The sequence below is a fragment of the Streptomyces pinistramenti genome (genome assembly GCF_020564935.1).
GTDB classification, from domain to species: Bacteria; Actinomycetota; Actinomycetes; order Streptomycetales; family Streptomycetaceae; genus Streptomyces; species Streptomyces pinistramenti.
Genome location: NZ_JAJCXB010000002.1, coordinates 57,311 through 70,312, shown reverse-complemented (window position 1 = coordinate 70,312; position 13,002 = coordinate 57,311). Strand labels below are relative to the sequence as shown.

Annotated in this window: 12 protein-coding genes; 5 read left to right on the top strand and 7 right to left on the bottom strand. The window is 70.1% G+C overall.

Annotated elements, in window-relative coordinates; genetic code table 11:
• Positions 1 to 327: 327 nt before the first annotated feature.
• Entirely contained in the window at positions 328 to 1,512 is a 1,185-nt protein-coding gene (locus LIU39_RS01830) for a serine hydrolase domain-containing protein (RefSeq protein WP_227043799.1), read from the top strand.
• 164 nt (positions 1,513 to 1,676) lie between these two features.
• Here LIU39_RS01830 and LIU39_RS01825 read toward each other — a convergent pair whose 3' ends face one another.
• The 3 genes from LIU39_RS01825 to LIU39_RS01810 form a co-directional block, all read right to left on the bottom strand.
• Positions 1,677 to 2,096, bottom strand: coding sequence for a GMC oxidoreductase (locus tag LIU39_RS01825; protein ID WP_227043797.1), 420 nt, complete (start codon positions 2,094 to 2,096; stop codon positions 1,677 to 1,679).
• A 466-nt stretch (positions 2,097 to 2,562) separates the two neighbouring features.
• Positions 2,563 to 2,979: an SRPBCC family protein gene (locus LIU39_RS01815; protein WP_227043796.1), complete on the bottom strand. Its 417-nt coding sequence runs from the start codon at positions 2,977 to 2,979 to the stop codon at positions 2,563 to 2,565.
• Entirely contained in the window at positions 2,976 to 3,290 is a 315-nt protein-coding gene (locus LIU39_RS01810; protein ID WP_227043794.1) for an ArsR/SmtB family transcription factor, read from the bottom strand. The genes LIU39_RS01815 and LIU39_RS01810 overlap by 4 nt, the downstream gene beginning before the upstream one ends.
• Before the next feature lie 736 nt (positions 3,291 to 4,026).
• Here LIU39_RS01810 and LIU39_RS01805 point away from each other — a divergent pair.
• A complete protein-coding gene (locus LIU39_RS01805) occupies positions 4,027 to 4,668 on the top strand; it encodes a methyltransferase family protein (RefSeq protein ID WP_227043791.1) in 642 nt (213 codons plus the stop codon).
• Between the two features lie 373 nt (positions 4,669 to 5,041).
• Here LIU39_RS01805 and LIU39_RS01800 read toward each other — a convergent pair whose 3' ends face one another.
• From LIU39_RS01800 to LIU39_RS01785, 4 genes are all read right to left on the bottom strand, one after another.
• A complete protein-coding gene (locus tag LIU39_RS01800) occupies positions 5,042 to 5,920 on the bottom strand; it encodes a COG4705 family protein (protein WP_227043789.1) in 879 nt (292 codons plus the stop codon).
• Between the two features lie 396 nt (positions 5,921 to 6,316).
• The gene (locus LIU39_RS01795; RefSeq protein WP_227043788.1) at positions 6,317 to 6,724 is read right to left on the bottom strand and encodes a hypothetical protein; all 408 of its coding nucleotides are present in this window, start codon (positions 6,722 to 6,724) and stop codon (positions 6,317 to 6,319) included.
• Between the two features lie 886 nt (positions 6,725 to 7,610).
• Positions 7,611 to 9,656 carry a DUF2264 domain-containing protein gene (locus LIU39_RS01790; RefSeq protein WP_227043787.1) on the bottom strand — a complete coding sequence of 682 codons (2,046 nt, stop codon included), beginning with the start codon at positions 9,654 to 9,656 and terminating at the stop codon, positions 7,611 to 7,613.
• A complete protein-coding gene (locus tag LIU39_RS01785; RefSeq protein WP_227043784.1) occupies positions 9,653 to 10,234 on the bottom strand; it encodes an O-methyltransferase in 582 nt (193 codons plus the stop codon). Before LIU39_RS01785 ends, LIU39_RS01790 begins: the two co-directional genes overlap by 4 nt.
• 375 nt (positions 10,235 to 10,609) lie before the next feature.
• Between LIU39_RS01785 and LIU39_RS01780 the strand changes: the two genes are divergently transcribed.
• The 3 genes from LIU39_RS01780 to LIU39_RS01770 all read left to right on the top strand — a co-directional run bounded on the left by LIU39_RS01780 (position 10,610) and on the right by LIU39_RS01770 (position 12,968).
• Positions 10,610 to 11,284 carry a DNA methyltransferase gene (locus LIU39_RS01780; RefSeq protein ID WP_227043782.1) on the top strand — a complete coding sequence of 225 codons (675 nt, stop codon included), beginning with the start codon at positions 10,610 to 10,612 and terminating at the stop codon, positions 11,282 to 11,284.
• A 202-nt stretch (positions 11,285 to 11,486) separates the two neighbouring features.
• Complete coding sequence (locus LIU39_RS01775; RefSeq protein ID WP_227043780.1) at positions 11,487 to 12,368, top strand: SDR family oxidoreductase; 882 nt, start codon at positions 11,487 to 11,489, stop codon at positions 12,366 to 12,368.
• A 12-nt stretch (positions 12,369 to 12,380) separates the two neighbouring features.
• A complete protein-coding gene (locus LIU39_RS01770; protein ID WP_227043778.1) occupies positions 12,381 to 12,968 on the top strand; it encodes a non-canonical purine NTP pyrophosphatase in 588 nt (195 codons plus the stop codon).
• Positions 12,969 to 13,002 lie beyond the last annotated feature (34 nt).

Below are 13,002 nucleotides of genomic sequence, written 5' to 3'. Positions count from 1 at the left end.
GCGGTTCGAGAGAGGCAGGGGGCGATTGCCCGGTCACGGGAAGCCGGCATCGGCGGACGCAGGCGTCGGCGCCGCTCCCGCCCACGCGCGCCCTGCCGAGAAAGTGAACTCGACGTCCATTAATAGTCCGTTGGGTCGGAAACGTAGCTGCCCGGCCACTTCCGGTCAATGGCTCTTCAGGCGCCTTCCAGGCAAGCGAGGTGTTTGCCCAGGGGGGCGCCGATGGAGGTGCCGGCTCGGGGTCAGGCGCTCCCGTAGCTAGACGTTGTGTATGGTAACGATCAACCCGTCATGCAACGTACCATCACGCAATGTTGAGGAGCGCACATGGCTGACGCACCGCTGGCGAATCTCCACTGGTCCCGCGGCTACACCGACCCGGAATGGGTGCGCCGCTACACCAGGGCGGGCCGGGAGCTGCTGCCCAGCCGACGGGTGTGGCGTGGAGCGGGCCCCGCCCGGAGCCTGCCGACAGACACCGCCGGCATCGACCAGCTCACGATCGCCGCACCCGACGGCCGCACCCTGACGCTCCAGGACCTCTTCACGGCCGCCCAGACCGACGCCCTGCTGGTGATGCACCGAGGCACCGTCGTCTACGAGAACTACCTGCACGAACTACAGCCCCACGACGTCCACTTCAACGCCTCGGCCGCCAAGTCGTACATCGGTCTTCTGGCCGCCACCCTGGCCCACCAGGGAGCACTCGACCGCGAAGCGACAGTCTCCACGTACATCCCCGAACTCGCCGGCACCGCCTTCGGGGACAGCACCGTCGACCACCTGCTGCACATGGGAACCCACGTCGCCTACGCCGGGCGCCCCTTCGACAAACCCGTCGAAGCCCAGCGCTACTTCGCGGTCATCGCGCCATCCCTGCGCCCCTACGGCTACAGCGGCCCCACGAGCATCCGCGAACACCTCGCCACCGCACGCGCAACGGCCGCACCGGGAACAGAGTTCCGCTACGAAAACGGCAACGTCGAAGCACTCGCCGAAATCCTCCGCCGCATCACAGGCACCACCACCTCGGCCCTGCTCAGCGACATGATCTGGTCCCACATCGGCGCCGACGAAGACGCCTACTACGTCCTCGACGGTGAAGGCGCCGAAGCCGCCTGCGGAGGATTCAGCGCCACCGCCCGTGACGTGGCCCGGCTCGGCGAACTGATCCGCTGCGACGGCGCCATCGCAGACCGGCAGATCCTGCCCACCGCCGTGACTGCCGCCATCCCGCACGCCCCGGACGGCTACCCCCAGCACGTCCGCTTCCCCGCCGCACCTCCCAGCGCCCCCGCCAACCTCTCCTACCACGACTTCTGGTGGATCCTGAACGATCCCCACGGCTCTTTCATGGCCAGCGGCATCCACGGCCAACGCCTCTTCATTTCCCCCAAGTTGGAAACCGTCATCGTCCACTACGGATCCCAGGTAATGTCCCCCGTCGCCCCCACGGCCCCCCTCGTCCCGGCATTCCTGCAGATCGGCGCCCACTTGCAGCACACACGCTGAATCCGGCGGAGGGGCTGCTGCCCGGCAGTGGCCGCGTACACCTGCTCCAGCAGTTTGCGTCGCTCGCCCAAGGCGCAGGCGACCCGGGCGGCTTCGCTGCGGACCAGGTCATCGACGGCACGGTCCATCACCCACCGCTGGTTGATGGGTCGGCCGGGATGTCGTCATAGCGCGGTTCCCGCAATGCCGTTGTTCCCCTTGACGGTGCCTCCCTTGATGAGGTCGGTCGCTTTCTCCACGGCCATGACAGTGGGCGCGTCGGTGTTCCCGCGCGGTACTGTCGCGAACACCGAGGCATCGACAACCCGCAGGCCCGCTACGTCGAACAGGTGCAGCTCGGGGGCGACCACCGTGCCGATGGCGCAGGTCGACGCCGGGTGGTGGAGCGTCTGTCCGAACCGCTTCGCCCAGGTGAGGAGGCCCGCGTCGGAGTCCGATGCCGGCGCGTCGCCGTACGCCCCCCCCGTGACGATGTCGGCCGCCGCCCACTGCGCCGCGATCTCCAGGGCGATCCAGATCCCGGCGACGATGCAGTCCCGCCCCTCGGCCGTCGTCGGGTAGGTGTGCACGATCCGGGCGAGCACGCAGGGGCCGAAGGCGAAGTCGTGTCGGGTGGCCGGGCCGAGGATCTCGTGGCGGAAGGGTACGGGGGCGCGGAGTTCTCCGGGCTCGCTGCGCTGATCAGCGGCCCGCCCGCGCCGTGGAACTCGTCCTCGCCGCGATGGTTGTCCTCGGAGCGCCGGAAGTACGGCAGGACATCGGCGTACGACCAGCTCGTGGCCCCGGCCGCGGTCCAGTTGGCCGAAGAGCGCGTTTCACGAACGGAGAGTGCACGGGCCGCACAGAAGAGGGCGCACGACGCCGCCCTCGATCGCTACGTGGGGGATCCCGGTGCCCGGCAACGGGCCGAACGTGAGGGATCGGGCCGTCACACAAGCCGCGGCCGGTCAAGCGCATCGGTCGACCGGCTCAGGTGCGACGCACGGTCGGCCGTTCGCGTCCACCGTTTCGGCGGGCTGCGCCGCGGGGTGGTGCGGTGGCGCTGCGCTGTCAGCTCGCGGCGGTGAGGGCCGGTTCGATGCGTGCGAGGACGTCGGGCCAGCCGTGCCCCATACCGCCGAACGCGGCCTTGCCCAGGGGTGATTCGAGGTCGAACCCGGCGTGTTCGAGGAACAGACGGCTGCCGCTGCCTTCGGGGCTCAGCCGCCAGGTGATCGTGGTGTCCAGTGAACCCGGGGCGAAGCTGTAGCGGAGCAGTCGTTCGGGCTCGACGGTGAGCACCTCGCATTCCTGCTGTCCCCACGGCCCCATGTCCAAGGTGAAACGGTGGCCGACGACGGGCCGCACATCGCCGGCCGCCCACCACCGTGCGTGCAGACCGGGATCGGTCAGGGCCCTCCAGACCGCCGCGGGCGGGTGGGCGATGTACTGGTCGCAGTGGATCGCGGTCGGGTCGGTGCCGGTCACGGATTCTCCTCGTCCATCAGGTCACTCAGCGCCCTCATCCGGGTGCGCCAGTAATGCTCGAAGGGGTGCAGCCACTCGCTCACCTCGGCGAGCGGAGCCGGCTCAAGGTGGTAGTAGCGGTGCCGTCCGCGCGACTCCTCACGCACCAACCGTGCGTTCCTGAGCACCGCCAGATGCTCGGAGACCGCCGGTCTGCTCAGTACGAACTCGCCCGCGAGATCACCCGCGGCACGCGGACCGTCCCGCAGCGCCTCCAGCAGTTTGCGCCGCACCGGATTCGCCAGCGCGTTGAACACACCCACCTCTGCCATGCCCGCCACTATGCGTCGGGGAAATCCGACGTGTCAACTTTCTCCGACGCGTTGGTGTCCCCGCACCTCGGGAGCGGGGACACCGCGACCCGTGACTACCCCTTGACCCGTGACTACTCCTTGAGCGCGTACGAACGGACCGGCACGGCGCGACCATCGGACTCGGGAACTGACGCCAGCCGCTGCGAGGGCCGTAGCCGCTCCGGCACCCGTTCGGTGGCGCGCGGCGAGGAGCGCGCCGGAGCTTGCAGGGGCGCGTACACGACGATCCGGTCTCCCGCGCACGGCCTGATCCCAGTGTCCGGGACACACCCCGGCGAGGAAAGGCACCTCCATGCCTCCGGCCAGGCCGACGCCTCCTGCGAAGCGCTCTGCCGGATCCTGACCGCGCTGCGCCGAGTGGCCTCGCCGGGGTGCCGTGGTGGACTTGGCCGAAAGGGGGCGGTGGCACGGCGCAGCGCTCTTACGTGCACAGCGTTCCCTACCCCTGTCCCCGCCCAGGGGCTGACCGCAGCCACCGGGGCATGGCGCTTCCGGTCGCATGGACCCAACTCTCGGAAGGCCGCTGGCAGTTCCCGGTTCATCCCCGCTCAGGTGGACGTCCGCGAGTTGGTTCCGCACCGGGCTTGCAGCGCAGCTCAGTGCCGTCTCCCGAGGCTCTCCACCCGTAGGCGGGCGTTGGTTTCAACCCGCGGGTGGTGGTGGACCGTTCTGCGCGTGGAGCAGTCTTTCGGGCATGGGCTCACTGCATTCCGTACTCGTCGATCTCACCGGCGTCTGCGTCCTGGTGTTCCTCGCGGCCTGGACCGCGGGCGCTGTCTACTTCGGTGTGATGAGCAAGGCCGGTCCGAGGGGCTGGATGCGGGGCCTGCGCCGCACCTTGCCCCGTCGGGCCCTGCTGATCGCGGGCGTCTGCGTATTCTCCGTATTGATCGGGCGTGTTCCGCAATCCTTCTGGCGTCACGTGCAGTACTGGCAGCCTCAACTCGCGCTCCTGGGCGCCCTGCTCGTGCTCGCCTCCACCGCTCTGCTGCTGTGGGCCCGCTGGGTCCTGGGCGCCATGTGGGCCAGCATCCCGATGCTCCGAGAACACCACGAGCTACGTACCGACGGCCCCTACCGACTGGTCCGCCACCCCATCTACACCGGCCTTCTCGGGCTGATCACCGGCTCCATGCTGGCCTGCGGTTTCGGCATCTGGATCGTCTACCTGGCGGTCGCCGTCCCCTGGCTGCTGCGCCGGGTCCGGATCGAGGACGGCATGATGGCAAGCCGATTCGGTGCCGCCTACGAGGATTACCGTGCCCGCGTCCCGGCACTGATCCCGTGGACCCGCCCCGCGCGGGTCCGAACTCCTCGAAGCGGGCCCAGAGCGTAGTGCGCACCAAATGCCGATGTCGAGGGTGAATGCTCTTGATCAGACCCCTGTTACGGCCTGCGCCGACGGGCTGGACGCCACCGGATCCCGAAGGATTGCTGGAGTGGCTGATGATCCTGGCCAGGGGCCGGTGATGCTGCGCTCCGCACTGAGTCAGGCGATGAGGGAAACACGGGGGGATGCCTCCGGCACGCTGCCCGGCGGGTCCGGGCCCGGTGACGATGGGAGGGGGCTTGAGGGGGAGCGAGCCGTCGGTCTGCCCGTGCCGAGCGTGTACGGATGTCGTCATGACCACGGCCGTACGCACTCGTCGCCGTAATCGGCCCCGGACGGCGGCTGCGCGTCCCGCTCGGCCGCCCGTTGCGGAGCATGGCTACGGCAGCGGGGCGAGGTGCTCGTCGCGTGTCGCGGCTTGCTTGCGCTCCTGCTGGTGGGCGTAGGCCATGAGCCCCACGAGGATGGCCAGGAGTACGGCCGAGGAGCCGGGGGTGCCGAGGTTGAGGCCCCCCTTGGCGGCAGGCTTGGTGAGGAAGTCGCCGGCGGTGGCGCCCAGTGGGCGGGTGAGGACGAAGGCGATCCAGAAGAGCGCGACGTTGGGGATGGCCGGTACGCGCATGAGGGCGACGAGTACGGCCAGTAGCCCGGCCACGAGGAGGGCGCCGCCGGCGTAGCCGAGGCCGGAACTGTCGGACAAGAAGTCGCCCATGGAGGTGCCCAGGGTGTTGGACACCAGGATCGCGGCCCAGAAGAGGGCCTCGCCGCGGAAGGTCACGATGTCGCGGATGGCGAAGGTCTGCCCGGTGAGCTTCCATGCGGCGAAGATGGCGATCAGCAGGGAAACCAGGATCGCGGCGCCCACCGGGTAGCCGAGCCCCAGGCCCTGCGGGCCCCAGCCCAGTGCGTCCGTGCCCGGGGTGAGATATGCGGCGCTGGCGTCCCGGTTCATGAAGTCGGACATCGTGGTGCCCGCCATGCTGGTGGACAGGATGACCGTCCAGTAGAAGAACGGGTTGTAGCGGGCGGACCGCAGCTGCACCACCAGCGTCACGAGGAACACCAGAAACAGTGCAATGGTGGTGAGGAAGTAGCCCAGTTGCAGCGTTTGGGAAAAGAGGTCTCCGGCGGTCTCGCCCAGGGTGGTCGCGGCGATCTTCATGATCCAGAAGGCCAGAGTGATCTCGGGGAGCTTCTTCATCACCTGCCGTCCCTCAAGGGAGGCATCCGGCACGGTGAGGGACTCCGACTGTCGCAAAGCGCACTCCTGTTGACCGTGGGCACTGCACCGTGAGGGCGGAGCGTCATCGGTTCTCGTGTGACGGCGGAGGGTGGCATCGGGCGTCCGGCCCGTGTGGAGCGTGCGGCCGGGCGCCGTGGACTCGCCACGTGTCTACAGCAATGTAGACGGTCTACGTTGCTGTAGACAAAATTGGGTGTGCGCGCCATCGAGTGTCATCGGGTGCCGTGCGCCGGCGAATCCGCGTGGGCCACACAGGGCATGCTCTTGGCCCGGGTCGATCGACGGGTCTGTCATGCCCCGCACCCCAAAGGGGTCCGGCGAGAGGGGCGGGGCGGGGCGCGGGTGTGAGGGTGGGTGCGGGGCGGGCCCGCCGCGTGTGACGGACGCGTCGGGCCCACTGCGTACCGCGTGTCAGCGAACGGTGACCGTCTTGACGGGTGAGGTCCGCTCCACGACCGGGTGCTTGTCGTGCGGAGTCTCGGACCCGTACAGCACGGCGCGGAACTGAAGGGCGCCACGGTGCGCCGCCTTCACCGACGCGTTGGCCTTCGCGTCCTCCCGGGCGCCGGACAGCTTGCCGCAGGTGGCGGTGTGCCACGTGCCGTGGGTGCCGGTGCGCTGCTGGATGCAGGTACGCAGGTACGCTGCCGCGTCATCGTTGCCACCGGCCGCCACCTTGACGGTGTGCCCGACGGCCACGGTGCGCGGTGTGACGGTGAGGTCGATGCCGCCCTTGGCGAAGGCGGGAGACGTGGCCAGGGCGACCGCGGCCGCTCCCATCGCGCCGATGGCGGCTATGCGCAGGGAACGCCTCTTCATGTCGAGCATTGTGTTCCGTCCCTTTCGTGGGGATCTTTAACTGCCTTGCCAATTACCGGAATTGCCCGGTGATCAGCTGATTCTCGACTGATGAGACGGTACGTCGTGGGTGGGCGTTGCCTTCCCGTTCGTCAGGGTCTCGCAAAGGCGGCGAGGCGGCGGGTGCCGGCTTGGAGCGTGTCCTGTGTGGTGAGTCGGGCGAGTCGTTCGTAGGGCCGGCTGGAGGCCCGCGCGGATAGGCGCGGGGCCAGGGACCTTGGATGGCGAACAGGGTGCCCTGAACGCCAGCCGTCCGGATGCCGCTTGCGCCCGGGATGCCGTGCCCGACGCCCAACCTTGGGCAACAGCGGCTCTGCCACTGCCCACAACTTGTCACCTTGGGCAACAGCGGCTCTGCCATCGCCCACAACTCGTCGTCGACTTCCCACGGCTTCGGCCGGGCTGCTCCGTACCCCCGGATCAACAGCCTCGGGTGGTCCAACCACCTCGAAGTTCATCTCGTCAGGAGTTCCAGAGGGCGCCATCTGGTCAGTGTTCAGGGCATGTTGGGTGATTCGCCGCTGTCAATTCGCCGGTTGGGGTGGTTTCTCCTGTGAGTTCGCGGCTCATTTTGTTGGCCATCGCCCGGTGGAGCACTGCCCGGAACCGTTGGGGCAGGGCTTCCTGGTCCCGTGCCGGACGTCCCGGAAGCCGCGCACCCGTGCCGCCACGCAGTGAGGTGGCCCGCATGGATTCCGAACGCGGGGCATTCATCCCTGTGCTCCACGTGGCGGCGCCGGCGGCGGTGCCCGAGCGCGGTGACCGCCGAGTGAGCCGGGCCGGGATTCGCGAACAGACACGGAGGGTGGGGGCAGCCCGAGGTTGGTGAGGGCCTGTGGATGCCGGCCTATGGATGCCTGTCCTCGGCGGTCACCGGCCGCGACGTTCCCGGCCGGATCAGCCAGCCGCCGTGCCTCGCCACGCGCAGGTGCACGGTGCCGGCGTCGACAGCGACGGTGATGTCATGCCGGAGCACCTCATCGAGCGGCCCACCAGCGGCTCCGCTGAGCACGATCCCCGAGACGTGGACCGAGCCTTCCGCTGCGCCGGTGACCGCCGTCAGGTAGGGGACGCACGAATGCTCCCCGAAGGCATTGGTCCCGGACTCGTGCCGCACCTGCGCCGTGTCCCATCCGTGCAGGCCGACGATGCCGCTCGCCAGGCCGTCGGTGCGCCGGGCGACGGCGCGGCGGCTCGCGACGCGGGACAGGGGACGCTCCCGGCAGGCGAGGGCGTAGCCCCCTTCGCGCAGCAGCAGACCGGCCGGCGCGGTCACCCTGTGGACACGGATCTCCCAAGGGCCGCACACGACCGACACGCTGTCGATCCGGCCCGCGCTCGATGTGGTGCTGTCGCCGGTCCGCGGCTGATGCCAGGAGGCGGCGTGGCCGTCGGCGACCACCACACGGTGGATGCGCTCGCGCCGCGAGACGTCTCCTGTGGGAGTGACGAGGGCGATGTGGTTGTCGAACCGCGCTGTGCGCGTGTCTCCTCCGGCTTCCGGCCCGGTGCGCGTGGAGTAGGCCAGTTTGGCGTAGTGCGGGTCGTCCCGGTGCGTGGCGGGCGGCGGCGTCAGGTAATGGCTGCCATGGTTCAGCAGCCGGACGAGACCGTCACGCCGGGTTCCGTGCACGAGGAAGCCGGGCACAGGGAGAGCCGTCGCGTAGTCGCCGGACTCGACGGGCAGGGCTTCCTCGGCCGCGGTCCACACGGGGTGGTCCGGCGGCAGCAGCAGGCCCAGCAGGCCCTTGCTCGCCGCGTACGGCTCTCCCGGTCCGCTGTAGTCCTGGACCATCGGCCGGAAGGCCCGGTACCAGCCCGGTGTCAACAGCCCGTGGTCATCGGGTACTTCATGCTCCACGAAGTGGCGCAGTGTGGCGCTGGCCAGCCGCCGGGTGACGCCGGGGGACAGCGGTGTGGCGTCCTCCCAGGCACCGACCCAGAGCGGGGCGAGGCAGGCGAACCTGTAGGTGAGCGATCGTCCGTGGTGAACCGGGGCTCCGTCCGAGCCGAAGAGGAGTACGTACTGGGCCAGGAAGGCGCGCAGACGGTCACGGTAGACCGCGGCGCGATCGTCGCCCCGCGGTCCGGCGATGCGCGTCCACAGCAACGTGTAGAGGTGGAAGCCCCAGGCGTTGTAGTGGTCGAAGCGTTCGCCGGCGTCGTAGACGGATGCCGGGGCCCGCACGGTCCCGTCGGTGTCGCGGTAGTCGCTTCGGCAGCTGGGGCCGTCCTGGTACCACCCGTCGCCCCGGTACCACTCGTCGACGCGGTCCAGTGCGGCCTCGATGCCGCTGCGGTCGTCCAGGGCTCCCACGGAGTGGAGGAACTCCGCCACGACGACCTGGAAGAGCAGGTGGTTGTTGTGCCGCGTGCGGCGGCCCACCGTGCCCATGAGCCAGTGGGCGACGCGTTCCTGGACTCCATGGGCGAGCCGGTCCCAGATCCACGGCTTCGACAGATGCAGGGCAACCGCGATCACCGCCGCCTCGACCATCGGCTGGCTGAAGTCGGCGATGTCCGGCCAGGATTCCGGGCCGTGGCGCTCGGTCCCCGCGATCAGCCCCCGCACCCATGGCTCCGTCCGGCCACCAGGGTCCATACCATCGGCACCTGCGAGGCGGACGGCGGCCAGGAGGAAGCTCCGGGCGTACCCTTCGAGGCCGTCGACCCGCGGCCCGGACCAACTCGGCCGCCCCGGTGGCCGCACCGAGGCCCCGAGCGGACTCACATACGGCCGCAAGGAGTCCAACAGGTGGTCCGCGACGGCCTCCCAGTGCGCCCGGGTCCAGCCCGTGCGGGGTGAGCGGATCCGGTCCTCCGGCGGCAGCACGAGGCGCCCCGGACGCCCGGGAGGACCGCTCGTCGTCCGCCGGCTGCCCGGCGGCCTCATCCGTGCCCGTCGACGGCGGCGACGACGAGGCCGCTGGACCAGTCGAGCAGGGTCGGCCGCAAGCGGGGATCGGCCGCGAGAGTGGCGAGGTACTCGTCCCGCGCCACCACATCCTGCGGTCCCCAGCCGGTGCCCGGGTGCAGGTCGTCGGCGACGTAGACGGCCCCTGGCCGGAGCAGGCCCAGCACGGTCTCGTGGTGCTGCTTGGCCAGGCGGCAGTCGACGAACACGAAGTCGAACGTCTGCCCTCGCTGCTGCGGCATCCACTCGTGGAGGTCGTCGACGGTGAACTCCACGCGGTGGTCCGACCGGAGCAGGTCGCTCGCGACTGCGGCGAGTTCCGGATCGCGTTCCACGGTGACCAGGTGTGCGTCCGATGACATGCCGTCCAGGATCCAGGCGGTCCCCGCGCCGGTTCCCGTGCCGAGTTCCAACAGGCGGCCGCCGGGCTTCAGTGCGGCGAGGGTCCGCAGCAGCGCACCCGTGCGGTCCTGGCAGGAACCGTGGAAACCCAGGGCCGTGTTGCGCGCACGGATCCCGGCGGCCGCGGCGGGGTGGTGAAGGGGGCTGTCGTCCATGTGACCTTCCTGCCTGGGGAGCCGCGGACGGCGGGCCGGGCGGCGGGCCGGGCGGCGGTGGTTGAAGCGGCCGGGTGCAACCGGTGTGCAGCCGCAGACTGCAGATCGAAATTACATGACAAGTAGAAGTAAGTCTGTTTTGTTGAGGTTCTCGCCCGAGCCCTGGCCGATGTGCCGCACCGCGGGGGGCGGTTCCGCGCCGCACCGTTCGCGCACACGGCTTGTGACACACCGTGGGCACGCTCTCCGCCGGACAGGGGAAGAGCAGTGGCGCACCGTGCCGCGGTCGGAGATGTTCGAGGCGAGGTCTCCGCCGCGGAGGGCGTCGTGGCGACGCGCCGAGCGGCAACCCCTGTCTTTGTGAGGTGCGAGCACATGCCCGATCAGCTGGTGACAGCCGATGACCCCTCACCCGCGCGGCGTTCCTGGCGGGCCATCGACGGAACCCTGGAACCCCTCGACTATGACGGCCTCACGGACATGCGGTTCCCCGAGCCGCTGGCTGAATACGTGATCGCCAACTTCTCCCGTCCCGGTGAGTGGGTCCTCGACCCGTTCTGCGGTTTCGGCACCACCTTGGCGGTGGCCCAGCGCCTGGGCCGGGAAGCGGTCGGTTTCGAACGCGACAGCCAACGCGCCGACTTCACCCGGCCACGGCTGCCCGATCCCTCGCGACTCGTCGTCGCCTCCGCGGAGGACGTGCCCACCGGATCCTGGCCCGGATTCTCGCTGCTGTTCACCAGTCCTCCCTACACCAGCTTCCGCACCTCACAGGGCGCCGATGCACCCGCGACCCATCTCGGCGACGCCCGCCGCATCTTCGCGGGACTCACCCGCTTCCTCCTCCCGGGGGCCGCGGTGGTGGTCGAGGTCTCCCAGGCGCGCCGTCCGGAGTGGAAATGGACCCGGCCCCTGGTGTGGGAGTTCGGCACGCTGCTGAGCGAGTTGTTCCACCTGTCCGAGGACATCGTGTTCGTGCACACCGGCCCCGAGAAGGCGGCCCCCGGCTACCACCACACCCATGTGCTGGTGTTCCGCTACGAGCCCTGACCGGCCGGAGGCCCGGCACGTTGACGCGCGCAGACGCCGTGCCCCTCCTTCCGGCCGGGCGCCAGGGTGTGGCGGTCCGGAGCGCCGACGTTCAGCAGGGCGGCGCCCGTGCGGTTGCGGAGCTCGTACGGGGCGAACACGATGACTTCTGGGCGATTTGCCCAGAATGGGAATTCCGCTCTTCGTCGACATCAGGGGCCCCATGACATCGCCGCGTGAGCCGGAGTGCGAGCCGGGATCCATAACCCGTGGCACGCAGCGGCCCGATGGGGACTTCGCGGACACGGTCTGCGTGGTCACCGGTGGAGCCTCGGGCATCGGTCGCGCCACCGCCTGTGCCTTCGCCGCGGCGGGGGCGCATGTCCTGCTCGTGGACCGGGACGCCGAGACGATGCGGGAGACCGCCAAGGAACTGGCGGGGACGGCGGTCACCACGGTGACGGGCGATATCTCACGGCAGGTGGACTGCCGGGCGGCGGCGCGTGCGGCCCAAGCCGTGGGACTGCCGGTTCGCGCTCTGGTCAACTGCGCTGCCACGTTTCTCGCCCGCGCCGAGCAGGCCCGGCCCGAGGAGTGGGACCGGAGCCTGGGGGTCAACGTCAAGGGCAGCGCGCTGATGACGGCGGCCTTGGCTCCCGCGTTGCGCAGGGCCCGGGGCGCCGCGGTGGTCAACGTGGCGTCGATCTCGGGGCACATCGCGCAGCCGGGCCAGTGGACCTACAGCGCGGGCAAGGGCGCACTGCTGGCGCTGACCCGCTGCCAGGCACTCGACCTGGCCGACGGCGGCATCCGCGTGAACAGCGTGTCACCGGGCCTGGTGTGGACCCCGGAAGTCGAGCGGATGACGGGCGGAGACCGTGAGAGATGGGGTCCGGTCCTTGGCGGTCACCACATCCTGCGGCGTGTGGGGGAGCCGGCGGAGATCGCCGCCGCGGTGCTGTTCCTGTGCGGGCCGGGCGCGACGTTCATCACCGGTGCCGACCTGCCGGTGGACGGCGGCTACCTGGCCATGGGGCACAGCCGATCGGAACCCGAGGTGCTGCCCGGACGGCAGGACGCCCCGCACCCTGTCACTCCCGCCTGAAGGAGACTTCCCGTGCTGCAAGTCGTTCTGGCAACCGCCAACCCGGCCAAGGCCCTTGAGATGGCCGCCCTGCTCGACGGCTGCCTGGAACTGTTGCCTCGTCCTCCGTGGCTGCCGGACGTGATCGAGGACGGTGCGACGGTCGAGGAGAATGCCCACCTCAAGGCCACCGCGGTGGCCATGGCGACCGGGCTGCCCGCCATCGCCGACGACACCGTGATGGAAGTGGCGTCCCTCGGGGGCGCCCCCGGGCTGCGCTCGGGCCGTTACGCGGGCGAGAAGGCGAGCGACGCGGAGAACGTGGCGAAGGTGCTCGCCGAGCTGGCGGGCGTGGCGGCACCGCGGCGCGAGGCGCGGGTACGGACCGTGGCCCTGTTGCGCTACCCGGACGGTCGCCGGATGTTCAACGAGGGCGTGACGCTCGGCCGAATCGCCGAGCGGCCCTACGGGGACTCCGGGTTCGGCTACGACACCGTGTTCGTACCGGACGAGGGCGATGGACGCACGCTCGGTCAGATGACACCGCAGGAGAAGGCCGCCCTGTACTGCCGTGGGCGGGCCTTCCGCGGCCTGGCCGCCCGCCTGAACGTCGTCGCGTGACGCCCAGGCACCCCCTGGTCCTGCGCCGCCTGTA